A 26,595-nucleotide genomic window follows, 5' to 3' on the forward strand; every position below is an offset into this window, starting at 1 on the left:
GGTTGCACCCAGGCGGCGAATCCTATGCAACAACGCGAACAAGGTGCAACCAGTTTCTTCAGTCAAGTTGCACCTGGTCGGATATTTCGCATAACAACGTGTTTTTGCTCCATTTGGGAGCAAAAACCGCCGTTTACATAAGCAAATGCACCTTGAACAGCCATTTATGCTGTGGGGTTTTAGCCACCGGACGAGTAGCACTCCTCAACGCGATTATTTGGGTTGCACTAGGTTGCACCCACAAAGGCGCCCGGCTAATCTTGGCGCCAGCTTAGCCACGGCCCAGTGGCAATAATGAGGATAAGAAATGGCGACGACCACCCTTGGGGTCAAACTCGACGACCCTACCCGCGAGCGACTGAAAACGGCTGCGCAGTCCATCGACCGCACCCCGCACTGGTTGATCAAGCAGGCGATCTTCAACTACCTGGAGAAGCTCGAGGGTGGCGCCACCCTGACCGAACTCAGCGGTCAGCCCGGCAATCAGGGCGACGACGCCGGCGATGTGCAGGCCGACCACTCGCACCAGTGCTTCCTCGAGTTCGCCGAAAGCATCCTGCCGCAGTCGGTGTTGCGCGCCTCGATCACCGCCGCCTACCGTCGTCCGGAACCGGAAGTGGTGCCGATGCTGCTGGAGCAGGCACGCCTGCCCGCGCCCATGGCCGAGGCCACCCACAAGCTGGCCGCCGGCATTGCCGAAAAGCTGCGCAACCAGAAGAGCGCCAGCGGCCGCGCCGGCATCGTCCAGGGCCTGCTGCAGGAGTTCTCGCTGTCGTCCCAGGAAGGCGTGGCGCTGATGTGCCTGGCCGAAGCCCTGCTGCGCATCCCCGACAAGGGCACCCGCGATGCGCTGATCCGCGACAAGATCAGCACCGGCAACTGGCAGCCGCACCTGGGCAACAGCCCGTCGCTGTTCGTCAACGCCGCCACCTGGGGCCTGCTGCTGACCGGCAAGCTGGTGTCCACGCACAACGAATCCGGCCTCACCTCCTCGCTCAGCCGCATCATCGGCAAGAGCGGCGAGCCGATGATCCGCAAGGGCGTCGACATGGCCATGCGCCTGATGGGCGAGCAGTTCGTCACTGGCGAGACCATTGCCGAAGCCCTGGCCAATGCCAGCAAGTTCGAAGCCAAGGGTTTCCGCTACTCCTACGACATGCTTGGTGAAGCCGCGCTCACCGAGCACGACGCGCAGAAATACCTGGCCTCCTACGAGCAGGCCATCCACGCCATCGGCAAGGCCTCCCATGGCCGCGGCATCTATGAAGGCCCGGGCATCTCGATCAAGCTCTCGGCCCTGCACCCGCGCTACAGCCGCGCCCAGTACGAGCGCGTGATGGACGAGCTGTACCCGCGCCTGCTGTCGCTGACTCTGCTGGCCAAGCAGTACGACATCGGCCTGAACATCGACGCCGAAGAGGCCGACCGCCTGGAGCTGTCGCTGGACCTGCTCGAACGCCTGTGCTTCGAGCCGCAGTTGAGCGGCTGGAACGGCATCGGCTTCGTGATCCAGGCCTACCAGAAGCGCTGCCCTTACGTGATCGACTACGTCATCGACCTGGCACGCCGCAGCCGTCACCGCCTGATGATCCGCCTGGTAAAGGGCGCGTACTGGGACAGCGAGATCAAGCGCGCCCAGGTCGAAGGCCTGGAAGGCTACCCGGTGTACACCCGCAAGGTGTACACCGACGTCTCCTACATCGCCTGCGCCCGCAAGCTGCTGTCGGTGCCCGAAGCCATCTACCCGCAGTTCGCCACCCACAACGCCCACACCCTGTCGGCCATTTACCATATCGCCGGGCAGAACTACTACCCGGGCCAGTACGAATTCCAGTGCCTGCACGGCATGGGCGAGCCGCTGTACGAACAGGTGGTGGGCAAGGTGGCCGACGGCAAGCTGAACCGTCCGTGCCGCGTGTACGCCCCGGTCGGCACCCACGAAACGCTGCTGGCCTACCTGGTGCGTCGCCTGCTGGAAAACGGCGCCAACACCTCGTTCGTCAACCGTATCGCCGACCAGTCGATCTCGATCCAGGAACTGGTGGCCGACCCGGTCGCGACCATCGAGCGCATGGCCACCCAGGAAGGCGGCTTCGGCCTGCCGCACCCGCGCATCCCGTTGCCGCGTGACCTGTACGGTGCCGAGCGCGCCAACTCCAGCGGCATCGACATGGCCAACGAACACCGCCTGGCCTCGCTGTCGTGCGCCCTGCTGGCCACCGCGCACAACGACTGGAAGGCCGAGCCGATGCTCGGTTGCGCGTCCAGCGACGAAGCTGCCGCACCGGTGCTGAACCCGTCCGACCACCGTGACGTGGTCGGCCACGTGCAGGAAGCCACCGTCGAGGACGCCGACAACGCCATCCAGTGCGCACTCAACGCCGCACCGATCTGGCAGGCCACCCCGCCGGCCGAGCGTGCCGCGATCCTGGAACGTGCCGCCGACCTGATGGAAGGCGAGATCCAGCCGCTGATGGGCCTGCTGGCCCGCGAAGCCGGCAAGACCTACGCCAACGCCATCGCCGAGGTGCGCGAAGCGGTCGACTTCCTGCGCTACTACGCGGTGCAGGCACGCAACGACTTCAGCAACGACGCCCACCGCCCGCTGGGCCCGGTGGTGTGCATCAGCCCGTGGAACTTCCCGCTGGCGATCTTCAGTGGCCAGGTGGCTGCAGCGCTCGCTGCCGGCAACCCGGTACTGGCCAAGCCTGCCGAGCAGACCCCGCTGGTGGCCGCCCAGGCCGTGCGCCTGCTGCTCGAGGCCGGCATCCCGCAAGGCGTGGTGCAACTGCTGCCGGGCCGTGGCGAGACCGTCGGTGCGCGCCTGGTAGGCGATGACCGGGTCAAAGGCGTGATGTTCACCGGTTCCACCGAAGTGGCGCGCCTGCTGCAACGCAACATTGCCGGCCGCCTGGACAGCCAGGGCCGTCCGATCCCGCTGATCGCCGAAACCGGTGGCCAGAACGCGATGATCGTCGACTCCTCGGCGCTGACCGAGCAGGTGGTCATCGACGTGGTCTCCTCGGCCTTCGACAGCGCCGGCCAGCGTTGCTCGGCCCTGCGCGTGCTGTGCCTGCAGGAAGACTCGGCCGACCGCGTGATCGAGATGCTCAAGGGCGCCATGGCCGAAAGCCGCCTGGGCAACCCGGAGCGCCTGAGCGTGGACATCGGCCCGGTGATCGACGCCGAGGCCAAGGCTGGCATCGAAAAACACATCCAGGGCATGCGCGACAAGGGTCGCAACGTGTATCAGGTGGCCATTGCCGACGGTGAAGAGATCAAGCGCGGCACCTTCGTGATGCCGACCCTGATCGAGCTGGAAAGCTTCGATGAACTGCAGCGTGAGATCTTCGGCCCCGTACTGCACGTGGTGCGCTACAACCGCAAGCACCTCGACCAGCTGATCGAGCAGATCAATGCATCCGGCTACGGCCTGACCCTGGGCGTGCACACCCGCATCGACGAGACCATCGCCAAGGTGATCGACAACGTCCATGCCGGCAACGTCTACGTCAACCGCAACATCGTCGGCGCCGTGGTCGGCGTGCAGCCATTCGGTGGTGAAGGCCTGTCGGGTACCGGCCCAAAGGCCGGTGGCCCGCTGTACCTGTACCGTTTGCTGTCCACGCGCCCGGCCGATGCCATCGAGCAGTCGTTCCAGCGCAGCGACGCCGGCACTGTCCCGGACGTGCGTCTGCGCGAGCAGTTGCTCAAGCCGCTGCAATCGCTCAAGGCGTGGGCCGGCAGCAACCAGCAGGCCGAGCTGGCGCAGCTGTGCGAGCAGTTCGCGCAGCAGTCGCAGAGCGGCGTCACCCGCCTGCTCAACGGCCCGACCGGCGAGCGCAACAGCTACACCATCCTGCCGCGCGAGCACGTGCTGTGCCTGGCCGAGTCGGAGGCTGATCTGCTGACTCAACTGGCAGCGGTACTGGCGGTGGGCAGCTCGGCAGTGTTCGTCGACGGCGAGCCGGGCAAGGCCTTGCGTGGGCGCTTGCCGAAGGATGTGCAGGCGCGCATCAAGCTGGTGAGCGACTGGGCCAAGGACGAGGTGGTGTTCGACGCGGTGCTGCATCACGGCCATTCGGACCAGCTGCGCGCAGTATGCGAGCAGGTGGCCAAGCGTGCCGGTGCGATCGTGGGTGTGCAGGGCTTGTCGTCGGGTGAAACCGCGATTGCGCTGGAGCGCCTGGTGATCGAGCGTGCGTTGAGCGTGAACACCGCCGCGGCGGGCGGCAATGCCAGCCTGATGACCATCGGCTAACCACCGACGCGTTGCCAGTCGCGGGTCAAGCCCGCCCCCACAGGATCGATGCAGATTCTTGTGGGGGCCGGCCTGGCCCGCGATTTTTTTTGCGGACACACACCTGACAACGGTTCTGACCCCTCATCACCCCCACCTATTAACCTGTCCACCTCCCGCCCGCATGCCTAGACTCGGCCCCATCCCCACCAAGGTATGGCCGCCATGTCCGACACCCTGCTCAGCGCCCGCAACCTGGCCTTCGAACTCTACGAAGTGCTTGACGCCGAGGCCCTCACCCAACGCCCACGCTTCGCCGAGCACAGCCGCGAAACCTTCGACGCCGCGCTGCACACCGCTCGCACCCTGGCCGAAAAGTACTTCGCCCCGCACAACCGCAAGGGCGACGAGCACGAGCCACGCTTCGAGAACGGCCAGGCCATCCTCATCCCCGAGGTCAAACCTGCCGTCGACGCCTTCCTCGACGCCGGATTTCTCAACGCCAACCGCGACTTCGAGGCCGGCGGCATGCAGTTGCCCACCCTGCTCTCGCAAGCCTGCTTCGCCCACTTTCAGGCCGCCAACGCCGGCACCACCGCCTACCCGTTCCTGACCATGGGCGCCGCCAACCTGATCGAGAACTTCGGCACCGACGAGCAAAAGCGCCTGTTCCTGCAACCGATGATCGAGGGCCGCTTCTTCGGCACCATGGCCCTCACCGAACCCCACGCCGGCAGCTCGCTGGCCGATATCCGCACCCGCGCCGAACCCGCCGCCGACGGCAGCTTCCGCCTCAAGGGCAACAAGATCTTCATCTCCGGGGGCGATCACACGCTGTCCGAGAACATCGTGCACCTGGTACTGGCCAAACTCCCCGACGCACCACCCGGGGTAAAGGGCATTTCGCTGTTCATCGTGCCCAAGTTCCTGGTCAACCCGGACGTCAGCCTGGGCCAGCGCAACGATGTGGTACTGGCCGGCCTGTTCCACAAGATGGGCTGGCGCGGCACCACCTCCACCGCACTCAACTTCGGCGACAACGGCCAGTGCGTCGGCTACCTGATCGGCCAGCCGCACCAGGGCCTGGCCTGCATGTTCCAGATGATGAACGAGGCGCGCATCGGCGTGGGCATGGGCGCGGTGATGCTCGGCTACGCCGGCTACCTGTACTCGCTGGACTACGCCCGCCAGCGCCCGCAAGGCCGCCTACCCGACAACAAGAACCCCGCCACCGCCGCCGTGCCGATCATCCAGCACAGCGATGTGAAACGCATGCTGCTGACGCAGAAAGCCTACGTCGAAGGCGCCTTCGACCTGGGCCTGTACGCCGCCCGGCTGTTCGACGACAGCCATACCGCCGCCACCCAAGACGAGCGCCAGCAGGCCCAGCAACTGCTCGACCTGCTGACCCCGATCGTCAAGTCGTGGCCGTCCGAGTTCTGCCTCAAGGCCAATGAGCTGGCGATCCAGATCCTCGGTGGCCACGGCTACACCCGCGATTACCCGGTAGAGCAGTACTACCGCGACAACCGCCTGAACCCGATCCACGAAGGCACCCACGGCATCCAGTCACTCGACCTGCTCGGGCGCAAGCTGGCCCAGCACGGTGGCGCCGGCCTCAAGCAACTGGTACGCCTGATCGCCGGCACTTGCGCCCAGGCCCAGGCCTACACCCGCCTGGACCCGTTGCGCGAACCGCTGGAACAACTGCTCAGCCGCCTGCAGCACGTGACCCTGGGCCTGCTTGGCGAGTTGTCCACAGGCCAGGTCAACAGCGCCCTGGCCAACTCGGCGCTGTACCTCAAGGCCTTCGGTCACTGCGTGATCGGCTGGCGCTGGCTGGAGCAGGCGATTCGCGCCGAACAGGGCCTGGCCCGCGGCAACCCGGCTGATACCGGGTTCTATCGGGGCAAGTTGCAGGCCGCACGGTTTTTCCTCACCTGGGAAGTACCGGCCTGCCATAATGACCTCGCATTGCTCGAGGCCCGCGACGATACCTGCCCGGGCATGCACGAGGAGTGGTTCTGAGGGGGAACCACCGTCACCCGGAGGTTCGCGCATGTTCGATTTCACCGCGCCGCTGCGCCAGCGTTTCGCTGGCCTGAACAGCGGCGCCGAGTTTTTCTCCCTGCGCTATGTGCAGGAAGCCCACCAGCACCTGTCGGTGCGCAAGAACATCGCCGAACCACCCAGCCTGACCCGCGACCAGGGCGCGATGCTCACCGTGCGCGTCAACGGCGTGGAGGCCTACGCGGCCACCGCCGACCTGTCCCAGGCCGGCCTGCAACGCGCCCTTGACCAGGCCGAGGCGCTGGCCCGCCAGATCGCGCGCCACGCCCTGCTCGACCTGCGCGAGCAACCGGTGTCCAGCGCCCGCGCCGACTACTGCTCGCCCAACCTCAACAGCGCCTTCCCGGCCCTGGCCGACTGCTATGAACTGCTGGCCCGCGAATCGGCCAGCGTGCCGGGCGATTCGCGCCTGGTGAACTGGCAGGCCAGCCTGGGCCTGAGCACGGTCGAGCAGATCTACCTCAACAGTGCCGGCGCCGAACTGCGCCAGGCGCAACGCTTCGTGTTCCCCGGCATGAGCGTCACCGCCTTCGACGGCAGCGACAGCCAGAGCCGCAGCCTGGGCCGCGAGAACTTCGGCCAGCAGGGCGGCGTGGATGTGATCGAGCGCTGCGGCCTGCTCGGTGCCGGGGCCCAGGTGGCCGACCAGGCCCTGCAACTGCTGCTGGCGCCCAACACCCCGAGCGGGGTACGCGACCTGCTGCTGATGCCCGACCAGATGATGCTGCAGATCCACGAGTCCATCGGCCACCCGCTGGAGATGGACCGCATCCTGGGCGACGAGCGCAACTACGCCGGCACCAGCTTCATCAAGGCCCAGGACTTCGGCCACCTGCAGTACGGCTCGGCACTGCTCAACGTGACCTTCGACCCGGCCATCCCCGAAGAGCTGGCCAGCTACGCGCACGATGACGACGGCACCCCGGCCCACAAGCAGTTCCTGATTCGTGATGGTGTACTGGTGCGCCCGCTGGGCGGTGCGCTGTCACAGTTCCGCTCGGGCCTGGACGGCGTGGCCAACAGCCGCGCCTGCGGCTGGAACCGCGCACCGATCGACCGCATGGCCAACCTCAACATCGAGCCGGGCGACAAGTCCCTGGCGCAACTGATCGGCGGCATCGAGCACGGCATCCTGATGCGCACCAACCGCTCGTGGTCCATCGACGATGCGCGCAACAAGTTCCAGTTCGGCTGCGAATGGGGCCAGTTGATCGAGCGCGGCGAACTCAAGGGCGTGGTCAAGAACCCCAACTACCGCGGTATTTCCGCCGGTTTCTGGCGCAACCTCAGCGCCGTGGGCGACGCCAGTACCTTCCAGGTGCTCGGCACGCCCAACTGCGGCAAGGGCGAACCCAACCAGGTGGTGCGCGTGGGCCATGCCTCGCCGGCCTGCGTGTTCAGCCAGATCGACGTATTCGGAGGAGACGCCTGATGGCCGCCAGCCCTTTGCACAACTTCCAGGACCTGGTCGCATGGCTGCGCGACAACGTGCGCGCCCCCGAACAGTTCACCCTGAGCTACAGCGCCGAGCAGTCGCAATTCATCCGATTCAACCATGCCAGGGTGCGCCAGGCCGGCGACGTGCAACAGGCCGGTGCGAGCCTGAAGCTGATTGCCGACGGTCGCCAGGCCGACCTGCACCTGACCCTCAGCGGCGAGCCGGCGCTGGACCGCGAGCGCCTGCACCAGGCACTGGCCGAGCTGCGCCAGATCCTGCCGCTGATCCCTGCCGACCCGTACCTGTTGCTCAACGACAGTGCCTGGCACAGCCATCAGGTACAGGACGGCCCGCTGCCGGATACCGCACGGGTGCTCGAGCAGATCGAACACGGCGCCGGCGCGCTGGACCTGGTGGGCATCTATGCCGCCGGGCCGATCAGTCGCGGCTTTGCCAGTTCGTTCGGCGCCTCTGGCTGGCATCAGGCCAACAGCTTCAATTTCGACTTCAGCCTGTTCCACGCCAACGGCCAGGCGGTGAAGGCCAACTACGCCGGGCAGGTGTGGGACAACGCCGCGTTCGCCCGGCGCCTGGCCCAGGCCCGCGAGCAGCTGGAGTACCTGGGTCGTCCACTCAAGACCCTCGCCCCCGGCCAGTACCGCGCCTACCTGGCACCGGCAGCGATGGACGAGATCATGGGCATGCTGTGCTGGGGCGGTTTTTCGGCGCAGGCCATCGCCAGCAAGGACAGCCCGCTGCAACGCCTGTATGCCGGCGATGCGGCATTGAGCCCGCTGGTGAACATCACCGAACAGGTCAGCGGCTCGCTGAGCCCGGCGTTCTCCGGCGAAGGCTACCCACGCAGCGACGTGCAGCTGGTGGACGCAGGGCAGGCGCGCGAACAGCTGACCAATGCGCGCAGCGCCGCCGAGTTCGAGCAGGTCGCCAATGGCGCCGAGGCCCACGAGTGGCCGAGCGCCTTGAGCCTGGCCGCCGGCGAGCTGGCGCTGGATGAGGTGCTCGCCAGGCTGGGTACGGGGCTGTACATCAGCAACCTGTGGTACCTGAACTACTCCGACCTGCCGGCGGCGCGCATGACCGGGCTGACGCGCTTTGCGACATTCTGGGTCGAGGACGGTCAGATCCAGGCGCCGGTCAGCACCATGCGCTTCGACGACAGCGTATACAGCCTGCTCGGCTCGCAGCTGGAGGCGCTCACGACCGAGCGCGAGCTGATCCTGTCGACCAGCACCTACGGACAGCGCCAGACCAGTTCGAGCCATTTGCCGGGGGCGCTGGTCAAACGCCTGACGCTGACATTGTGATGCCGCCATCGCGGGTCAAGCCCGCTCCCACAGGGATCACCGCCGCCCCTGTGGGAGCTGCGGTTCGACGCTTCGACTTGCCCGCGAAGGGGCCCTCAAGGACATAGAGCATGCCCAACCGCACCCCGCTGGACCCCGTCACCGCCCGCTGGATTCCCTGGGTGGTGGCCATCGCCTTCTTCATGCAGTCGCTGGACGGCACCATCCTCAACACCGCGCTGCCGGCCATGGCCCGCGACCTGGCGGAAAACCCGCTGCGCATGCAGTCGGTGATCATCGCCTACATGCTCACCGTGGCCCTGCTGATCCCGGCCTCGGGCTGGATCGCCGACCGCTTCGGCACCAAGCGCATCTTCTTCAGCGCGATCCTGCTGTTCAGCATCGGCTCGCTGCTGTGTGCACTGTCCAACAGCCTCGGCATGCTGGTCGGCGCCCGCGTGATCCAGGGCCTGGGCGGCGCGCTGATGCTGCCGGTGGGGCGCCTGGTGGTGCTGCGCGCCTACCCGCGCACCGAACTGGTGCGCATCATGAGCTTCATCACCATCCCCGGCCTGCTCGGCCCGCTGCTGGGCCCGACCATGGGCGGCTGGCTGGTGGAGTACCTGAGCTGGCACTGGATCTTCCTGCTCAACCTGCCGGTCGGCGCGCTGGGCTGCTACGCGGTGTGGAAGTTCATCCCCGACCTGCGCGGCTCCGAGCGCACACGCTTCGACGGCGTGGGCTTTGTGCTGTTCGGCGCCGCGATGGTGCTGATCACCATCGCCATGGAGGGCCTGGGCGAGCTGCACCTGCCGCACCTGCGCGTGATGCTGCTGCTGTTCGCCGGCATGGCGTGCCTGGCCGCCTACTGGCTGCGCGCCGGCAGCATCGACAACCCGCTGTTCTCGCCCCGGCTGTTTCGCACCCGTACCTTCTCGGTGGGCATCCTCGGCAACCTGTTCGCCCGCCTGGGCAGCGGCGCACTGCCGTTTCTGGTGCCGTTGCTGCTGCAGGTGGCGCTGGGCTATTCGCCGTCCCAGGCCGGCATGAGCATGATCCCGCTGGCCGCCTCGGCGATGGTCGCCAAGTCCATCGCCCGGCCGCTGATCGAGCGCCTGGGCTACCGCACCATCCTCACCGGCAACACCCTGCTGCTGGGCGTGCTGCTGTGCAGCCTGGGGCTGGTCAACGAACACACCCCGTATGCCCTGCTGCTGGTGCAACTGGGGCTGCTGGGGGCGGTGAACTCGCTGCAGTTCACGGCGATGAACACCGTGACCCTGATCGACCTGGACGACGCCAGCGCCAGCAGCGGCAACAGCCTGCTGTCGGTGGTGGCGCAGCTCTCGCTGAGCCTGGGTGTGGCCTGCGCCGGCGCACTGCTGGGCGGCTTTACCGGCGCCGGCAGCGGCGATGGGGTGGAGACCACGCTGGGCGCGTTCCAGCTGACCTTCCTGACCATCGGCCTGATGTCGATGCTGGCGGCGGCGATCTTCATGCAGCTATCCAGGGCGGACGGAAGGCGTGCCCGTCGTCCGGAACCGGAGATCGAGGCTTAGGGCTAATGGCCACGAGGCTGGTACACTGCGCGACATTTTGTTTTGCAGGCCCGCCTCGTGACCACCATTGCCACCGAATTCGCCACCTTGCCGCTGTCCGCCGCCATGCTGGCCAACCTGGACGCCCTCGGCTACGCCCAGATGACCCCGATCCAGGCCCAGAGCCTGCCGGTGATCCTCAAGGGCATGGACCTGATCGCCCAGGCCAAGACCGGCAGCGGCAAGACCGCCGCGTTCGGCATCGGCCTGCTCAACCCGATCAACCCGCGCTACTTCGGCTGCCAGGCCCTGGTGCTGTGCCCCACCCGCGAGCTGGCCGACCAGGTGGCCAAGGAGCTGCGCCGTCTGGCCCGCTCCGAAGACAACATCAAGATCCTGACCCTGTGTGGCGGCGTGTCCCTGGGCCCGCAGATCGCCTCGCTGGAACACGGCGCGCACATCATCGTGGGCACCCCGGGCCGCGTGCAGCAGCACCTGCGCAAGGGCACCCTGGTGCTCGACGGGCTCAACACCCTGGTGCTCGATGAAGCCGACCGCATGCTCGACATGGGCTTCTACGACGCCATCGCCGACATCCTCGGGCAAACCCCGGAGCGTCGCCAGACCCTGCTGTTCTCGGCCACCTACCCGGCCGGCATCAAGCAGCTGTCGGCCGCATTCATGCGCAACCCGCAGCAGGTCAAGGCCGAGTCGCTGCATGCCGACACGCAGATCGAGCAGCGCTTCTACGAGATCTCGCCCGAGCAGCGCATGGACGCGGTGACTACCCTGCTGGCGCACTTTCGTCCGCAGTCGTGCGTGGCGTTCTGCTTCACCAAGCAGCAGTGCCAGGAAGTGGTCGATCACCTCAAGGCCAAGGGCATCGCCGCCGAGTCGCTGCATGGCGACCTGGAGCAGCGCGACCGTGACCAGGTGCTGACCCTGTTCGCCAACCGCAGCACCTCGGTGCTGGTGGCCACCGACGTGGCCGCGCGCGGGCTGGATATCGACGCGCTGGACATGGTCATCAACGTGGAGCTGGCGCGGGACTCGGAAATTCACGTGCACCGCGTGGGCCGCACCGGGCGTGCCGGCGAGAAGGGCCTGGCGGCGAGCCTGGTGGCCCCGTCCGAAGCGCACCGCGCCCAGGCCATCGAGCAGCTGCAGAAGGCGCCCCTGCGCTGGGAGCAGATCGACAGCCTCAAACCCCAGGCCGGCGGCCCGCTGGTGCCGACCATGAGCACGCTGTGCATCGGTGCCGGGCGCAAGGACAAGCTGCGGCCGGGCGACATCCTGGGTGCGCTGACCGGTGATGCCGGCATCCCGGGCACCCAGGTGGGCAAGATCGCGATCTTCGATTTCCAGGCCTTCGTGGCGGTGGAACGCGGCGTGGCCAAGCAGGCGCTGCAGCGGCTCAACAGCGGCAAGATCAAGGGGCGCTCGCTGCGGGTTCGCATCGTCTGAGGTCTTCGTCGCCCTTCAGGGCCCCTTCGCCGGCAAGGCCGGCTCCTACGGGGTTGTGTAGGAGCCGGCCTTGCCGGCGAATGCGTCACCACCATTCTTGAGGATTTTGCAGTGCGTTCCACCGAAGTGATCATCATCGGCGCTGGCGCCGCCGGCCTGATGTGCGCCATCCACGCCGCCAACCGCGGCCGCCAGGTGCTGCTGCTTGACCATGCCAACAAGCCCGGCAAGAAGATCCTGATGTCCGGTGGCGGGCGCTGCAACTTCACCAACCTGTACACCGAGCCGGCCAACTTCCTCTCGCACAACCCGCACTTCTGCAAGTCGGCCCTGGCCCGCTACACCCAGTGGGACTTCATCGAGATGGTCGGCAAGCACGCCGTGCCCTATCACGAGAAAAAACTCGGCCAGCTGTTCTGCGACAACAAGTCCAGCGACATCCTCGACATGCTGCTCAGCGAGCTCCAGAGCGCCGGCGCCGAGCTGCGCATGGACACGCGCATCGAGCAGATCGAAAAGCTCGAGCACGGTTACCTGCTCGAAACCAGCATGGGCACGCTGCAATGCCAGTCGCTGGTGATCGCCACCGGCGGCCTGTCGATCCCGACCCTGGGCGCCACCGGTTTCGGCTACCAGGTGGCCCGCCAGTTCGGCCACACCCTGCTGCCGACCCGCGCCGGGCTGGTACCCTTCACCATCACCGAGCCCCAGCTCAAGGCCATGTGCACCGAGCTGTCGGGCACCTCGGTGGACTGCGTGGCCAGCTGCAACGGCACCAGCTTTCGCGAGAACCTGCTGTTCACCCACCGTGGCCTCAGCGGCCCGGCGATCCTGCAGGTGTCGTCGTTCTGGCACAGCGGCGACAGCGTCGAGATCAACCTGCTGCCCGAGCATGACGCCCTCGCCTGGTTGCAACAGCAACAGGCCGAACGCCCCAACAGCGAACTCAAGACCCTGCTTGGCGAGGTCTTCACCAAGAAGATGGCCAACCTGCTGGCCGAGCACTGGTTCGTGTCCCGCCCGATGAAGCAGTACACCCCGGCCGAACTGGCCGAGGTCGCCGACAAACTGGCGGCCTGGCAGGTGGTGCCGGCCGGCACCGAGGGCTACCGCACCGCCGAAGTCACCCTGGGCGGGGTCGACACCCGCGAAGTGTCGTCCAAGACCCTGGAGTCGCTGAAAAGCCCCGGCCTGTATTTCGTGGGCGAAGTGCTGGACGTCAGCGGGCACCTGGGCGGGTTCAATTTCCAGTGGGCCTGGGCATCGGCCTACGCGGCCGCGCAGTTCGTCTAACCTTCGCGTTAGAATCGCGCATCACGGAACAAATTTTGCTGGTACGTGACCACGGTGACAGTTCGCTGCCACCGTGACCGGCTCAATTTCGATCATCGCCAAGCAGGCCTGCCGCCCTATCATGTCATCGTCTTCCTTGCGTCACTCGCTGCGTCGTTTGTGGGCCCTGGACAAGTTCAGCTACAGCATCCGGGTATTGATCGCGCTGACCGGCAGCATGGCGCTGTGCTGGTACCAGGACGAGATGGGGCTGCTGATCCCGCTATTCCTGGGCATCATCGCCAGCGCCCTGGCCGAGACCGACGACAGCTGGCAGGGCCGGCTCAACGCCCTGGCCGTGACCCTGGTGTGCTTCACCGTCGCTGCGCTGTCGGTGGAGCTGCTGTTCCCCTACCCGATCCTCTTCGGCTGCGCCCTGGCGCTGGCGGCATTCGCGCTGACCATGCTCGGCGCGCTGGGCGAGCGCTACGGCGCCATCGCCTCGGCCACACTGATCCTGTCGGTGTACACCATGATCGGCGTGGACCAGCGCGGCGGCCAGGTCACCGACTTCTGGCACGAGCCCTTGCTGCTGGTGGCAGGCGCCGCCTGGTACGGATTGCTGTCGGTGCTGTGGCAGGCGCTGTTCTCCAACCAGCCGGTGCAGCAGAGCCTGGCGCGGCTGTTTCGCGAACTGGGCCGCTACCTCAAGCTCAAGGCCACCCTGTTCGAGCCCATCCGCCAGCTGGACGTGGAGGCCCGCCGCCTGGAACTGGCCCAGCAGAACGGCAAGGTGGTGGCCGCCCTCAACGCCGCCAAGGAAATCATCCTGCACCGCGTGGGCAATGGCCGCCCCGGCTCCAAGGTGAGCCGCTACCTGAAGCTGTACTTTCTGGCCCAGGACATCCACGAGCGCGCCAGTTCCTCGCACTACCCCTACAACGCGCTCACCGAGGCGTTCTTCCACAGCGACGTGCTGTTTCGCTGCCAACGCCTGCTGCGCCAGCAGGGCAAGGCGTGCGTGCAGTTGTCCGAGTCGATCCAGCTGCGCCAGCCGTTCGTCTACGACACCAGCTTTGCCGCCGCACTGGAAGACCTGCACGCCTCGCTCGAGCACCTGCGCATCCAGAGCAACCCGGCCTGGCGTGGCCTGCTGCGCTCGCTGCGGGCGCTGGCGGCGAACCTGGCAACCCTCGACCGCCTGCTCGGCGATGCCAGCAACCCCGACAACCTGGCCGACAACAGCGACTCGAGCCTGCTCGACCGCTCGCCGCGCAGCCTCAAGGATGTGTGGAGCCGCCTGCGCCAGCACCTCACGCCGACCTCGCTGATCTTTCGCCACGCCCTGCGCCTGCCGCTGGCGCTGTCGATCGGCTACGGCATGGTGCACCTGATCCACCCCACCCAGGGCTACTGGATCATCCTCACCACGTTGTTCGTGTGCCAGCCCAGCTATGGCGCCACCCGGCGCAAGCTGGTGCAGCGGATCATCGGCACCGCCATCGGCCTGACCGTGGGCTGGGCGCTGTTCGACCTGTTCCCCAGCGCGATCATCCAGTCGCTGTTCGCGGTGGCCGCCGGGGTGGTGTTCTTCGTCAACCGCACCACCCGCTACACCCTGGCCACGGCGGCGATCACGCTGATGGTGCTGTTCTGCTTCAACCAGATCGGCGACGGCTACGGCCTGTTCCTGCCGCGCCTGTTCGACACCCTGGTGGGCAGCCTGATCGCGATCCTGGCGGTGTTCCTGTTCCTGCCCGACTGGCAGGGCCGTCGGTTGAACAAGGTGCTGGCCAACACCCTGAGCTGCAACAGCACCTACCTGCGCCAGATCATGCAGCAGTACGCCCAGGGCAAGAGCGACGACCTGGCCTACCGCCTGGCCCGGCGCAACGCGCACAACGCCGACGCGGCGCTGTCGACCACGCTGGCCAACATGCTCATGGAGCCGGGGCATTTTCGCAAAGAGGCCGACGTGGGCTTTCGCTTCCTGGTGCTCTCGCACACCCTGCTCAGCTACCTCTCCGGGCTGGGTGCACACCGTGACAGCGCACTGGCACCCGAGGCCCACGAGCAGTTGATCGACGGCGCGGGTGCCAGCCTGGCCGCCAGCCTCGACGAAATCGCCACTGGCCTTGCCAGCAAGACCCCGGTGGCGATCCACAGCGACGCCGAGGAAGCCCTGGCGGCGAGCCTTGAGCAGATGCCCGAGGAAATGGACGAGAACCAGCGCCTGGTGCAGACCCAGCTGGCACTGATCTGCCGCCAGCTGGGCCCGCTGCGCACCCTGGCCGCGCACCTGATCAAGGACACCCCGGCCTGACTACAGGCCGTAGTCCTTGAGCAACCGGGCATAGCTGCCATCGGCCTTCATGGCGGCGATGGCCTTGTCGAAGCCGGCCACGATCTGGGCATGCTGCGGATGCCTGAGGCTGACCAGGATGTGCAGGCTGTTCTCGCTCACCGGCTTGCCGAAGAACTGCACGCGGTTGCGTACGTCCGCACTTTCACGCTGCAAGTAGTAGCGCGCCACGTATTCGTCCTCCAGGGTCAGGCGCACCCGCCCGGCAGCCAGCATGCCCACCGCCACCGAAAAGTCGCGCACCGGCACCTTCTGCAGGCGCCCGTCAATGTCGAATTCGGCCGCATAGGCATAGTCGCGCACCACCGCGATGGCGTGCGGGTAGAGATCGCTCAGGGTATCGAAACGCAGCACGTCGCCCTTGCGCTTGAGCAGCCGCACGCGGTTGCTCAGGTAGCCCTGGGAGAAGGCCCCGATGCGGGTACGCGCATCGCTCTGCCAGGCGTTGATCAGCACATCGTAGCGGCCCTCGCCGATGCCCAGCAGCGCGCGCGCCCACGGCGCCTGCTCGAACTCGCTGGCAAACCCGGCACGCTCCAGGGCGGTGGTGACAAGGGCGGTGGCCAGCCCGCCCCTGGGTAGGCGGGCGTCGGTGAAGGGGGGCCAGGCATCGGCCACCAGGCGCAGTTTTTCGGCCTGGGCCGACTGGGCACAGAGCAGCAATCCAAGCAAACCCAAGGCTCGAAGCAGTGGCCGCATGCTCAAATCCCTTAGCGGATCGGGTCCGCGTTCTTGTTGAATGGCATGAGATTTCTGTTGGCGCAAAGCTAGGCTGCACGGCCAGATTACACAAAGATTCCGGTATCGGGCAGTGCCGGGTGATAGCTAATTGCCTCTATTTTTGCCGATTCCGCGCCGACTTGATCCATGGCAATTCGCGACCTTCGCCCTGAGGTGCTCGGCGTGGTTATGATCGGGGCATTACACAGGAGAGAAACGCGATGAGCATCGACTGGATCTGCAAGCATCACACCGACCTTGGCAAGCAACAGCTGTACGCGCTGCTGACGCTGCGCATCGAGGTGTTCGTGGTGGAGCAGAAATGCCCGTACCTGGAAATCGATGGCCAGGACCTGGAGGGCGACACCTGCCACCTGATGGCCTGGCGCGATGGCGAGCTGGTGGCGTACCTGCGCCTGCTGGACCCCGAGTCACAGGGCGGCGACGTGGTGATCGGGCGGGTGGTGATTGCGCCGTCGGCGCGGGGCGAGGGGCTGGGGCATGCACTGATGGTGCAGGGGCTGGCACAGGCCGAGAAGCACTGGCCAGGGGTGCCGGTGTACCTGTCCGCACAGGCGCACCTGCAAGCCTACTATGCGCGGCACGGGTTCGAGGTGGCCGGGGAGGCGTATCTGGAGGATGGCATCCCGCACATCGGCATGCGCCGGGGCTAGACGCTTCGCCGGCAAGGCCGGCTCCTACAGGGGTAGGTGCAGGGCCGGGCTTGCCGGCGGAGGGGCTTCAGGGGTAGCCCAGCACCTGGCGGATACTGCGCAGATGCTGGGTGATCCACTGCTTGTCGATCGCGCCCCAGTCACGTATCCGGTAATGCCCGGCATGGTTGCGCGCACCTTCCTGCTGCTCGAACTCGCACACGATGTCCAGGTCGGCCAGCGCCGCGATGGTGTCCTGCGCCGTGCGCCGCGGCATGCCGGTGGCCTCCATCAGCGCCGGCACGCTGCTGGCGGTACGGCTGTCGATCAGCCACGCCACGTACAGGCGACGATAGAAACTGGTCTTGGTCTTGCTCACTTCCATTGGCAATTCCCTTTCGCTCACTGGGCACCGGACAGGTCGCGCCAGGTCAGGTAGATGCGCAGGTCGAACTCCAGTTGATGGTAGCCCGGCTGCATGTATTCGCAGAGTTGGTAGAACGCCTTGTTGTGGTCGCTCTCCTTGAGGTGCGCCAGTTCGTGCACCACGATCATCTTCAGAAACTGCGGCGCCGCGTCCTTGAACAGCGAGGCGATGCGAATTTCCTTCTTGGCCTTGAGCTTGCCGCCCTGCACGCGCGATACCGCGGTGTGCAGGCCCAGCGCGCGGTGGGTGAGATCGAGGCGATTGTCGAACAGCACCTTGTCCAGGTTCGGCGCATTGCGCAGGTGCTCCTGCTTCAGGGCCTGGGCATAGGCATACAGCGCCTTGTCGCTCTGTACCGCATGGCGCTCGGGGTAGCGCTGGCGCAGGTAGTCACCCAGACGGTTCTGGGCAATCATCTGGCGCACCTGGTCTTGCAGGGCAGGCGGATAGGCTTGCAGGTACTTGAGTACGGTCATGGGCACGGGGCATTGCAGGCAAAGGCGTCAGTGTACTCAATTCCCCGGCCGCCTCGTTGCGCCAGTCGAAAAAAGCCGGGAAATCACCGGCGCGCTGCGCCGTCAGGGGCCGCGCCACCAGAAATCCCTGGGCATAGGCGCAACCGTTTGCCTGCAGCCACTGCGCCTGCTCCCGCGTCTCGACGCCCTCGGCCACCACACACACGCCATAGTCGCGGCACAGGCCGATGACACTGCGGACCAGCGCCGCATCCGGCGCCGAACCGGGCAGGCGCGCCACCAGGTGCCGGTCGAGCTTGAGCGTGTCGATGGGCAGGTCGCGCAGCAGGCGCAGCGAGCACTCTCCGGCGCCGAAATCGTCCAGCGCCACTCGCACGCCCAGCTCGCGCAGCCTGCGCAACTGACGCAGCGCGATGTCGAGGTTGGCGGCCAGCGAGGTTTCCGCCACCTCCACCTCAAGCTGGGCCGGGCGCAGGCCATGGCTGGCGATCACCCGCCCCAGTTCCTCGACCAGGTTGGGCATGGCGAACTGCACGCGGCTGAGGCTGATGCTCAGCACCAGGTCCGGCTCGAACCGCGCCTCCCAGGCGCGCCGCTGCGCCGCACCCTGGGTGTAGATCCAGCTGGCCAGCCGCGAGACCAGCCTGGCCTCCTCAAGCAACGGCAGGAACAACCCCGGCGGCACATCGCCGACACTGGGGTGCTGCCAGCGCAACAACGCCTCGAACCCGCGCAGGCGACCATCGGCAAACGCCACCTGCGGCTGATACACCAGGCTGAAGTCGTGCCGCTCGATCGCATCGCGCACACTGTCTTCGAGCATCAGGCGCGAGCGAGCACGACCGTTGAGCTCCTGGTCGTAGTAGCGGTACTGCTGGCGGCCGGCCTGCTTGGCGGCATACATGGCCGCGTCCGCCGCACGCAGCAGGCCGTCCAGGTGCGGCCCGCAATCGGAGTAGGTGGCGATGCCGATGCTCACGCCAAGCGTCACCTCCAGGCCGTCGATCTGCTGGCAGATGGACATGCGCTCGATCAGCTTTTCGGCAAAGCGCGCCGCCTGCTCCGGGTATTCCAGGGTATCGAGCAAGGCCGTGAACTCGTCGCCGCCCATACGCCCGAGAATCGCGTAGGCGCCCAGGCATTCCTTGAGCTGTTCGCCCACCCAGTGCAGCACGCGGTCGCCGGCCGCATGGCCGAGCGAGTCGTTGATCCGTTTGAAACCGTCAAGGTCCATGTACATCAAGGCCTGGGCCTTGTCGGAATGCTCGCTGCGCAGCAGCGCAGCTTCGGCGGCCTGGCAGAACCCGCGGCGGTTGAGCAGCCCGGTCAGCGGGTCGGTAACGGCCTGGAACTCCAGCTGCTGGTGCAGGTTGCGCACCACCGACATGTCCAGCACCGTCACCACCATCGCCCGCTGCTCACCGGGCAGCGCCGCGCACGACAGCGCCACCGGCAGCGGCAACCCGGAGGCGGTGAGCAGCACGGCGTCGTGCAGGCGGTAGATGTCGCGCTCCTGGTAGGCCTGGTAGAACGCCGAGTCGCGCCACCGGGTTGGCACGGGCGACTGCACGAAGCCCAGCAGGTCTGCGCCCTGCAATTGCTCCACCGGGGCCTGGAGCAGGCGCGAGATGGCCGGGTTGGCAAAGCGGATGCGACCGTCCTCGGCCACCACCAGGATGCCTTCGGCGGCGTTGTCCAGCACCGAGGCGTTGAATGCGCGCTCGGCCTCCAGGTCGCGGCTCAGGCGCTGCAAGGCACGCCGGTTGCGCTGCTGGTCGAGCAGGGCCTGGACCTTGGGCTTGAGAATGTGCGGATCGAATGGCTTGAACAGGTAGTCCACCGCGCCACTGGCATAGCCCTTGAGCACGGCCGCCTGGGACTGTTCGTTGGCGGTAAGGAAGATGATCGGGGTCAGGCAGGTGCGCTGGCTGCCGCGCATCAGGCGGGCGACTTCGAAGCCGTCCATGCCGGGCATCTGCACATCCAGCAGCACCAGGTCCACCTCATGCTCGAGCAGCGTGCTCAGGGCTTCGGTACCGGAGCTTGCGGTCAGCACACGCCAGTCCTCACGTGCAAGCAAGGCTTGCAGGCTGATCAGGTTTTCCGGGTAGTCATCGACGATCAGTAAAACCGAACCGCTGTCGTGAGTGTGAGGGTGCGCGCAATCCATGCTGCTTCTCTTGTGTAACGACGCCAGATTCCGGATGGAACTTGAGGCTTTACTCTAGACCTGGCTGAAACAAATCTGAAGTCAGCACATTGGCATCATCGGTATAAACAAAGTGTTGCCCGACTAACGGTCTGTCGCGTTGGGCCAGATCCGGTGTCCGTGGCGGCCCCGCAGTCGAAAACCCCCGGTTCCGGCCGGTGAAGCAGGCCGCACGGGCACAAAAAACCCGCATCGCTGCGGGTTTTTCGTACAACCAACCAGGCTTAGTTGACCTTGGCGGCCAGCTCGCCCTTGGCATAGCGCTGGAACATCGCTTCGAGGGAGATCGGCTTGATCTTCGAGGCGTTGCCGGCGGTGCCGAAGGCTTCGTAGCGAGCGATGCACACGTCGCGCATGGCCTTGACGGTTTCACCGAAGAACTTGCGCGGGTCGAACTCGCTCGGGTTGGTGGCCATCAGGCGCCGCATGGCACCGGTGGACGCCAGGCGCAGGTCGGTGTCGATGTTGACCTTGCGCACGCCGTACTTGATGCCTTCGACGATTTCTTCAACCGGTACGCCGTAGGTTTCCTTGATGTCGCCACCGTACTGGTTGATGATCGCCAGCCACTCCTGCGGCACCGAAGACGAACCGTGCATCACCAGGTGAGTGTTGGGGATGCGCTTGTGGATCTCCTTGATGCGGTCGATCGCCAGCACGTCGCCGGTAGGCGGCTTGGTGAACTTGTAGGCGCCGTGGCTGGTGCCGATGGCGATGGCCAGGGCATCGACCTGGGTACGCTTGACGAAATCGGCAGCTTCTTCAGGGTCGGTCAGCATCTGGCTGTGATCCAGCACGCCTTCGGCGCCGATGCCGTCTTCTTCACCGGCCATGCCGGTTTCCAGCGAACCCAGGCAGCCCAGCTCGCCCTCTACCGAAACGCCGCAGGCGTGGGCCATGGCCACGGTCTGCTGGGTGACACGCACGTTGTAGTCGTAGTCGGTCGGGGTCTTGCCGTCTTCGCCCAGCGAGCCGTCCATCATCACCGAGCTGAAGCCCAGCTGGATCGAACGCTGGCACACGTCAGGGCTGGTGCCGTGGTCCTGGTGCATGCACACCGGGATGTGCGGGAATTCTTCGATCGCCGCCAGGATCAGGTGGCGCAGGAACGGCGCACCGGCGTATTTGCGGGCACCGGCCGAGGCCTGGACAATCACCGGGGAGTCGGTCTTGTCGGCGGCTTCCATGATGGCGCGCATTTGCTCGAGGTTGTTGACGTTGAAAGCCGGAACGCCGTAGCCGAACTCGGCGGCGTGGTCCAGCATCTGGCGCATGCTAATGAGTGCCATTGTGTATCTCTCTCCCGACAAGCGTCGTTTTTCGTGCAAGCCTGCCGCAGCGGCGGTTGCTATTCAAGTAGTGTGGGCCGACAGCGGTCGGCCCGGCCAGTCACGGTGCCTTGCAGCCCCGCCCTATCAAATCGTTGGTCGCTACCCAGTACACCAGGCCTTCATCGCCCTTGGTGTGCAGGGCCAGCACGCCATCACTGTACAGCGCACCCGACGCACCGGGCTCCGGCTTGAGCCGGTAGACCTGATCGCCGCCACCAAGGCGTACATCCACCTCTTCCTGGCTGGCATCGGCAAACCGCCACAGCACCTCGGCCTGACTGTCACAGACCCAGCGGGTCCAGTTGTCGGTCGGGGCCGGGGTTGGCTTGAGGCTTGCGCAACCTGCCATCAGAACCAGGGCCATCAGGGCTACAACGCTTTTCATCGAATATCCTCTAGAAGACCACGAACCGGCCAACAGGTTGCCTCGAACCGATCAAGGGCAACCCGGGGCCTGGCGCTGGTGTTCCTCGTCATACTTCTCCAGCCCGTCCGGGCCGAGCCTCTTGTTGATCACCGGCACGGTCTCTGCCTGCCACTGCGACTGGTAGCAACCGCCCTTCGGCTTGCCGGGGGCATCCGCCGCAGGCTCCGGGCTGCCAGCGCAGGCGCTGAGCAGACCGGCCAGGATAAACACAGGCAACCGCTTGACCATCAGGCCACACTCCCTTTGCCAGGCTGAGCGAGTCAGGCCTTGGCCCGTTGTTCCAGCACGTCCACCGCCGGCAGCACCTTGCCCTCGACGAACTCGAGGAATGCACCGCCACCGGTAGAAATGTAGGAGATCTGGCTGGCCACGCCATATTTGTCGATGGCCGCCAGGGTGTCGCCACCGCCGGCAATCGAGAACGCGGCGCTGTCGGCGATGGCCTTGGCCAGGGTCCTGGTGCCGTTGCCGAACTGGTCGAACTCGAACACGCCCACCGGGCCGTTCCACAGGATGGTCTTGGACGACTTCAGCAGCTCGGCGAACTGTTCGGCGGTCTGCGGGCCGATGTCCAGGATCATGTCGTCCTCGGCCACCTCGCCCACCAGCTTGACGGTAGCCGTGGCGCTTTCGGCAAATTCCTTGGCCACCACCACGTCCACCGGCAGCGGCACGTTGACCTTGGCCGCGATGGCCTTGGCGGTGTCGATCAGGTCGGCTTCGTACAGCGACTTGCCCACCGGGTGGCCGGCAGCGGCCAGGAAGGTGTTGGCGATGCCGCCACCGACGATCAGCAGGTCGCACACCTGGCTCAGGCTGTTGAGCACGTCCAGCTTGGTCGATACCTTGGAACCGGCGACGATGGCGGCCATCGGCTTGGCCGGGGCCTTCAGGGCCTTGCCCAGTGCATCCAGTTCGGCGGCCAGCAGCGGACCGGCAGCGGCGACCTTGGCGAACTTGGCCACGCCGTGGGTCGAGCCCTCGGCACGGTGGGCGGTACCGAAGGCGTCCATCACGAACACGTCGCACAGGGCGGCGTATTGCTGGGCCAGTTCGTCGGCGTTCTTTTTCTCGCCCTTGTTGAAGCGCACGTTCTCGAACAGCACGATGTCGCCGGCCTTCACGTCCACGCCGCCCAGGTAGTCGGCCACCAGCGGCACCTCACGGCCCAGCGCCTTGCTCAGGTAGTCGGCCACCGGCTTGAGGCTGTTCTCGGCCGAGAACTCGCCTTCGGTCGGGCGCCCCAGGTGCGAGCAGACCATCACGGCCGCGCCCTTCTCCAGGGCCAGCTTGATGGTCGGCAGCGAGGCCAGGATGCGCGCGTCGCTGCTGACCACACCGTCCTTCACAGGCACGTTGAGGTCTTCGCGGATCAGTACGCGCTTACCTTGCAGATCGAGGTCGGTCATCTTCAAAACGGTCATGAATGCAGTCCTTCAGGGCTGTTTGCGAGTGGTGCTGGTTGAGTCCACGACGCGCAGAAAATGTTCGGCGACGTCGAGCATGCGGTTGGCGAACCCCCATTCGTTGTCGAACCAGGCCAGCAGGTTCACCAGGCGGGGGCCGCAAACGCGGGTCTGGCTGGCATCGACGATGGCCGAATGTGGGTCATGGTTGAAATCACAGCTGGCGTGGGGCAGTTCGGTGTAGGCCAGCAACCCCTTGAGCGGGCCACTCAGGGCCGCTTCACGCAGCACCTGGTTGACTTCGGCCGCGGTGGTATCGCGGGCGGTCTGCAGGGTGATGTCCAGGCACGACACGTTCACCGTCGGCACGCGTACCGCTTTGGCCTGGATTCGCCCGGCAAGTTCCGGCAGCAGGCGTTCGATACCCCGCGCGAGCCCGGTAGACACCGGAATCACCGACTGGAACGCCGAACGGGTGCGGCGCAGGTCTTCGTGGTGGTAGGCATCGATCACCGGCTGGTCGTTCATTGCCGAGTGGATGGTGGTGATCTGCACGTACTCGATGCCGAAGGCCTGGTCGAGCACACGCAGCAGCGGCACGCCGCAGTTGGTGGTGCAGGAGGCGTTGGATACCAGCCGTTCGCCGCCTTCAAGGCAATCCTGGTTGATGCCGTAGACAACGGTGGCGTCGACATCCGCCTCGCTGGCCATCGGCTGGGAAAACAGCACCCGTGGTGCGCCGGCGTCGAGGAAACGCTGGCCGTCGGCGCGGGTGTTGTAGGCCCCGGAGCATTCGAGCACCAGGTCGACGTCGAGCGCGGCCCAGTCGATGCCTTCGGGGGTGGCGCTGCGCAGTACTTTGACGCAGTCGCCATTGATATGCAGACAATCGCCGTCAACCCTGACCTCACCGGGAAAGCGCCCGTGGGTGGAGTCGAAGCGTGTCAGGTATTCGAGGCTGGCCTGATCGGCCAGGTCATTCAGTGCAACGATCTCGAAGCCCGCGCTGGCCCCCCGCTCAAAGAGTGCGCGCAGGACGCAACGACCGATGCGGCCGTAGCCGTTGAGTGCAACTTTGTAGGGACGCGGTTGGGGCATGGGATGCTCACGGAACAGAAAATCATCTGTAGCCTGGGGATCTGCGGTGCAGCATTCGCCGGCAAGGCCGGCTCCTACACAGACCACCCGTAGGAGCCGGCCTTGCCGGCGAAGCAGACAGCGCAGCCCCTACAGGCGTTCTACATCAGTCTTCCAGCAGCTCTTCAGCCGTACCCAGGATGTTTTCCAGGGTGAAGCCGAACTCTTCGAACAGTGCCGAAGCCGGCGCCGACTCACCGTAGGTGGTCATGCCGATGACGCGGCCTTCCAGGCCCACGTACTTGTACCAGAAGTCGGCGTGGGCAGCTTCGATGGCAATCCGCGCGCCCACCTGCAGTGGCAGAACCGACTGCTTGTAGCTGGCGTCCTGGGCATCGAACACGCTGGTGCATGGCATCGATACCACGCGCACCTTGCGGCCCTGCTCGGTCAGCTTGTCGAACGCCTGCACTGCCAGGCCCACTTCGGAACCGGTGGCGATCAGGATCAGCTCAGGCTCGCCTGCGCAGTCCTTGAGCACGTAGCCACCACGGCTGATGTCGGCGATCTGGCCGGCGTCGCGGGTTTGGTGCTGCAGGTTCTGACGCGAGAAGATCAGCGCCGAAGGGCCGTCCTTGCGCTCCAGGGCGTGCTTCCAGCTCACGGCCGATTCGACCGCGTCGGCCGGACGCCAGGTGTCCAGGTTCGGCGTGGTACGCAGGCTGGTCAGCTGCTCGATCGGCTGGTGAGTCGGGCCGTCTTCGCCCAGGCCGATGGAGTCGTGGGTGTAGACGTGGATCACGCGCTGTTTCATCAGGGCCGACATGCGCACGGCATTGCGGGCGTATTCCATGAACATCAGGAAGGTCGCGCCGTAAGGCACCAGGCCGCCGTGCAGGGCAACGCCGTTCATGATGGCGGTCATGCCGAACTCGCGCACGCCGTAGTACATGTAGTTGCCGCTGGCATCTTCGGCGCTGACGCCCTTGCAACCTTTCCACAGGGTCAGGTTGGAGCCGGCGAGGTCCGCCGAGCCACCGAGGAACTCCGGCAGCAGCGGGCCGAAGGCGTTCAGGGTGTTCTGGCTGGCCTTGCGGCTGGCGATGCTTTCGCCCTTGGCGTCCACTTCGGCGATGTAGGCGGCAGCCTTCTCGGCGAAGTCGGCTGGCAGTTCGCCGCTCAGGCGACGCTTGAGTTCGCTGGCCAGTTCAGGGAAGGCTGCAGCGTAGGCAGCAAAGCGCTGGTCCCAGGCGGCTTCGGCGGCGGCGCCGGCCTGCTTGGCATCCCACTCGGCATAGATGTCGGCCGGGATTTCGAACGGGCCGTGGTTCCAGTTCAGGGCCTGGCGGGTCAGGGCGATTTCGGCATCGCCCAGTGGCGCGCCGTGGCAGTCTTCCTTGCCGCCCTTGTTCGGCGAACCGAAGCCGATGGTGGTCTTGCAGCAGATCAGGGTCGGCTGCGCGCTCTTGCGCGCGGTCTCGATGGCGGTCTTGATCTCTTCTGGGTCGTGACCGTCGACATTGCGGATCACCTGCCAGTGGTAGGCTTCGAAACGCTTCGGCGTGTCGTCGGTGAACCAGCCTTCGACTTCGCCGTCGATGGAGATACCGTTGTCGTCGTAGAAGGCGATCAGCTTGCCCAGGCCCAGGGTACCGGCCAGTGCAGCAACTTCGTGGGAAATGCCTTCCATCATGCAGCCATCACCCAGGAACACATAGGTGTGGTGGTCGACGACGTCGTGGCCTGGACGGTTGAACTGGGCGCCCAGCACTTTTTCGGCCAGGGCAAAGCCCACGGCGTTGGCCAGACCCTGGCCCAGCGGGCCGGTGGTGGTCTCGACGCCTGGGGTGTAGCCGAATTCCGGGTGGCCCGGGGTGCGGCTGTGCAGTTGACGGAACGCCTTGAGGTCGTCGATCGACAGGTCGTAGCCGGTCAGGTGCAGCAGCGAGTAGATCAGCATCGAGCCGTGGCCGTTGGACAGCACGAAGCGGTCACGGTCGGCGAAGTGCGGGTTGCTCGGGTTGTGCTTCAAGAAGTCACGCCAAAGAACCTCGGCGATATCCGCCATGCCCATCGGGGCACCGGGATGGCCGCTGTTGGCTTTTTGCACGGCATCCATGCTGAGGGCACGAATGGCGTTGGCACGCTCACGACGGCTGGGCATCGCTTGTCTCCTGGGGG

General features: G+C 66.0%; 18 protein-coding genes and 1 pseudogene. 9 read left to right on the forward strand and 10 right to left on the reverse strand.

Translation table 11 applies throughout. From position 1 onward, the window contains the following. Positions 1-307: 307 nt before the first annotated feature. The 8 genes from putA to yccS all read left to right on the forward strand — a co-directional run bounded on the left by putA (position 308) and on the right by yccS (position 15,649). A complete protein-coding gene (gene putA / locus V9K84_RS19755) occupies positions 308-4,261 on the forward strand; it encodes a trifunctional transcriptional regulator/proline dehydrogenase/L-glutamate gamma-semialdehyde dehydrogenase (RefSeq protein ID WP_088514702.1) in 3,954 nt (1,317 codons plus the stop codon). Positions 4,262-4,465: 204 nt separating this feature from the next. After that, positions 4,466-6,268 carry an acyl-CoA dehydrogenase gene (locus V9K84_RS19760; RefSeq protein ID WP_338792138.1) on the forward strand — a complete coding sequence of 601 codons (1,803 nt, stop codon included), beginning with the start codon at positions 4,466-4,468 and terminating at the stop codon, positions 6,266-6,268. 31 nt (positions 6,269-6,299) lie between these two features. Then, positions 6,300-7,742 carry a TldD/PmbA family protein gene (locus V9K84_RS19765; RefSeq protein ID WP_088514700.1) on the forward strand — a complete coding sequence of 481 codons (1,443 nt, stop codon included), beginning with the start codon at positions 6,300-6,302 and terminating at the stop codon, positions 7,740-7,742. Continuing rightward, on the forward strand, positions 7,742-9,073 hold the full coding sequence (locus V9K84_RS19770; protein ID WP_054915755.1) for a TldD/PmbA family protein: 1,332 nt from the start codon (positions 7,742-7,744) through the stop codon (positions 9,071-9,073). Before V9K84_RS19765 ends, V9K84_RS19770 begins: the two co-directional genes overlap by 1 nt. A gap of 110 nt (positions 9,074-9,183) precedes the next feature. Then, the gene (gene mdtD, locus V9K84_RS19775) at positions 9,184-10,611 is read left to right on the forward strand and encodes a multidrug transporter subunit MdtD (RefSeq protein ID WP_043863589.1); all 1,428 of its coding nucleotides are present in this window, start codon (positions 9,184-9,186) and stop codon (positions 10,609-10,611) included. Positions 10,612-10,716: 105 nt separating this feature from the next. Further along, on the forward strand, positions 10,717-12,054 hold the full coding sequence (dbpA, locus tag V9K84_RS19780) for an ATP-dependent RNA helicase DbpA (RefSeq protein ID WP_229589801.1): 1,338 nt from the start codon (positions 10,717-10,719) through the stop codon (positions 12,052-12,054). Between the two features lie 111 nt (positions 12,055-12,165). After that, a complete protein-coding gene (locus tag V9K84_RS19785; RefSeq protein WP_043863590.1) occupies positions 12,166-13,347 on the forward strand; it encodes an NAD(P)/FAD-dependent oxidoreductase in 1,182 nt (393 codons plus the stop codon). Between the two features lie 121 nt (positions 13,348-13,468). Next, positions 13,469-15,649: a YccS family putative transporter gene (gene yccS / locus V9K84_RS19790; protein WP_043863622.1), complete on the forward strand. Its 2,181-nt coding sequence runs from the start codon at positions 13,469-13,471 to the stop codon at positions 15,647-15,649. Here the strand turns inward: yccS and V9K84_RS19795 are convergent, their stop codons facing one another. Further along, positions 15,650-16,387, reverse strand: coding sequence for a transporter substrate-binding domain-containing protein (locus V9K84_RS19795; RefSeq protein ID WP_088514699.1), 738 nt, complete (start codon positions 16,385-16,387; stop codon positions 15,650-15,652). It abuts the gene before it with no gap. A 242-nt stretch (positions 16,388-16,629) separates the two neighbouring features. Between V9K84_RS19795 and V9K84_RS19800 the strand changes: the two genes are divergently transcribed. Continuing rightward, a complete protein-coding gene (locus tag V9K84_RS19800) occupies positions 16,630-17,082 on the forward strand; it encodes a GNAT family N-acetyltransferase (RefSeq protein ID WP_043863592.1) in 453 nt (150 codons plus the stop codon). 67 nt (positions 17,083-17,149) lie between these two features. Here the strand turns inward: V9K84_RS19800 and V9K84_RS19805 are convergent, their stop codons facing one another. The 9 genes and pseudogenes from V9K84_RS19805 to tkt all read right to left on the reverse strand — a co-directional run bounded on the left by V9K84_RS19805 (position 17,150) and on the right by tkt (position 26,578). Continuing rightward, positions 17,150-17,446, reverse strand: coding sequence for a winged helix-turn-helix domain-containing protein (locus V9K84_RS19805; RefSeq protein ID WP_043863593.1), 297 nt, complete (start codon positions 17,444-17,446; stop codon positions 17,150-17,152). A 17-nt stretch (positions 17,447-17,463) separates the two neighbouring features. Continuing rightward, complete coding sequence (locus V9K84_RS19810) at positions 17,464-17,964, reverse strand: M48 family metallopeptidase (RefSeq protein ID WP_043863594.1); 501 nt, start codon at positions 17,962-17,964, stop codon at positions 17,464-17,466. A gap of 61 nt (positions 17,965-18,025) precedes the next feature. Beyond that, positions 18,026-20,134, reverse strand: a pseudogene (locus tag V9K84_RS19815) (EAL domain-containing protein); the annotation flags it as partial. A 263-nt stretch (positions 20,135-20,397) separates the two neighbouring features. Beyond that, positions 20,398-21,462, reverse strand: a complete 1,065-nt coding sequence (gene fba, locus V9K84_RS19820; RefSeq protein WP_043863595.1) for a class II fructose-bisphosphate aldolase — start codon at positions 21,460-21,462, stop codon at positions 20,398-20,400. 100 nt (positions 21,463-21,562) lie between these two features. Further along, the gene (locus tag V9K84_RS19825) at positions 21,563-21,889 is read right to left on the reverse strand and encodes an MliC family protein (RefSeq protein WP_043863596.1); all 327 of its coding nucleotides are present in this window, start codon (positions 21,887-21,889) and stop codon (positions 21,563-21,565) included. Between the two features lie 51 nt (positions 21,890-21,940). Continuing rightward, entirely contained in the window at positions 21,941-22,159 is a 219-nt protein-coding gene (locus tag V9K84_RS19830; RefSeq protein ID WP_043863597.1) for a hypothetical protein, read from the reverse strand. A 32-nt stretch (positions 22,160-22,191) separates the two neighbouring features. Next, positions 22,192-23,355, reverse strand: a complete 1,164-nt coding sequence (locus V9K84_RS19835) for a phosphoglycerate kinase (RefSeq protein WP_043863598.1) — start codon at positions 23,353-23,355, stop codon at positions 22,192-22,194. A 12-nt stretch (positions 23,356-23,367) separates the two neighbouring features. Continuing rightward, positions 23,368-24,435 (reverse strand): erythrose-4-phosphate dehydrogenase, encoded by a 1,068-nt coding sequence (epd, locus tag V9K84_RS19840; protein ID WP_043863599.1) that lies wholly within the window; start codon positions 24,433-24,435, stop codon positions 23,368-23,370. A 145-nt stretch (positions 24,436-24,580) separates the two neighbouring features. After that, positions 24,581-26,578: a transketolase gene (gene tkt / locus V9K84_RS19845; RefSeq protein ID WP_043863600.1), complete on the reverse strand. Its 1,998-nt coding sequence runs from the start codon at positions 26,576-26,578 to the stop codon at positions 24,581-24,583. Positions 26,579-26,595: the final 17 nt, after the last annotated feature.

Source organism: Pseudomonas sp. AE27 (genome assembly GCF_037113495.1).
Classification (GTDB): domain Bacteria; phylum Pseudomonadota; class Gammaproteobacteria; order Pseudomonadales; family Pseudomonadaceae; genus Aquipseudomonas; species Aquipseudomonas palmensis.

Excerpts from the sequence above, each read along its gene's own strand:
- putA (WP_088514702.1), top strand. The coding sequence starts at position 308 with ATGGCGACGACCACCCTTGGGGTCAAACTCGACGACCCTACCCGCGAG.
- V9K84_RS19760 (WP_338792138.1), top strand. The coding sequence starts at position 4,466 with ATGTCCGACACCCTGCTCAGCGCCCGCAACCTGGCCTTCGAACTCTAC.
- V9K84_RS19765 (WP_088514700.1), top strand. The coding sequence starts at position 6,300 with ATGTTCGATTTCACCGCGCCGCTGCGCCAGCGTTTCGCTGGCCTGAAC.
- V9K84_RS19770 (WP_054915755.1), top strand. The coding sequence starts at position 7,742 with ATGGCCGCCAGCCCTTTGCACAACTTCCAGGACCTGGTCGCATGGCTG.
- mdtD (WP_043863589.1), top strand. The coding sequence starts at position 9,184 with ATGCCCAACCGCACCCCGCTGGACCCCGTCACCGCCCGCTGGATTCCC.
- dbpA (WP_229589801.1), top strand. The coding sequence starts at position 10,717 with ATGCTGGCCAACCTGGACGCCCTCGGCTACGCCCAGATGACCCCGATC.
- yccS (WP_043863622.1), top strand. The coding sequence starts at position 13,469 with ATGTCATCGTCTTCCTTGCGTCACTCGCTGCGTCGTTTGTGGGCCCTG.
- V9K84_RS19795 (WP_088514699.1), bottom strand. The coding sequence starts at position 16,387 with ATGCGGCCACTGCTTCGAGCCTTGGGTTTGCTTGGATTGCTGCTCTGT.
- V9K84_RS19800 (WP_043863592.1), top strand. The coding sequence starts at position 16,630 with ATGAGCATCGACTGGATCTGCAAGCATCACACCGACCTTGGCAAGCAA.
- V9K84_RS19805 (WP_043863593.1), bottom strand. The coding sequence starts at position 17,446 with ATGGAAGTGAGCAAGACCAAGACCAGTTTCTATCGTCGCCTGTACGTG.
- V9K84_RS19810 (WP_043863594.1), bottom strand. The coding sequence starts at position 17,964 with ATGACCGTACTCAAGTACCTGCAAGCCTATCCGCCTGCCCTGCAAGAC.
- fba (WP_043863595.1), bottom strand. The coding sequence starts at position 21,462 with ATGGCACTCATTAGCATGCGCCAGATGCTGGACCACGCCGCCGAGTTC.
- V9K84_RS19825 (WP_043863596.1), bottom strand. The coding sequence starts at position 21,889 with ATGAAAAGCGTTGTAGCCCTGATGGCCCTGGTTCTGATGGCAGGTTGC.
- V9K84_RS19830 (WP_043863597.1), bottom strand. The coding sequence starts at position 22,159 with ATGGTCAAGCGGTTGCCTGTGTTTATCCTGGCCGGTCTGCTCAGCGCC.
- V9K84_RS19835 (WP_043863598.1), bottom strand. The coding sequence starts at position 23,355 with ATGACCGTTTTGAAGATGACCGACCTCGATCTGCAAGGTAAGCGCGTA.
- epd (WP_043863599.1), bottom strand. The coding sequence starts at position 24,435 with ATGCCCCAACCGCGTCCCTACAAAGTTGCACTCAACGGCTACGGCCGC.
- tkt (WP_043863600.1), bottom strand. The coding sequence starts at position 26,578 with ATGCCCAGCCGTCGTGAGCGTGCCAACGCCATTCGTGCCCTCAGCATG.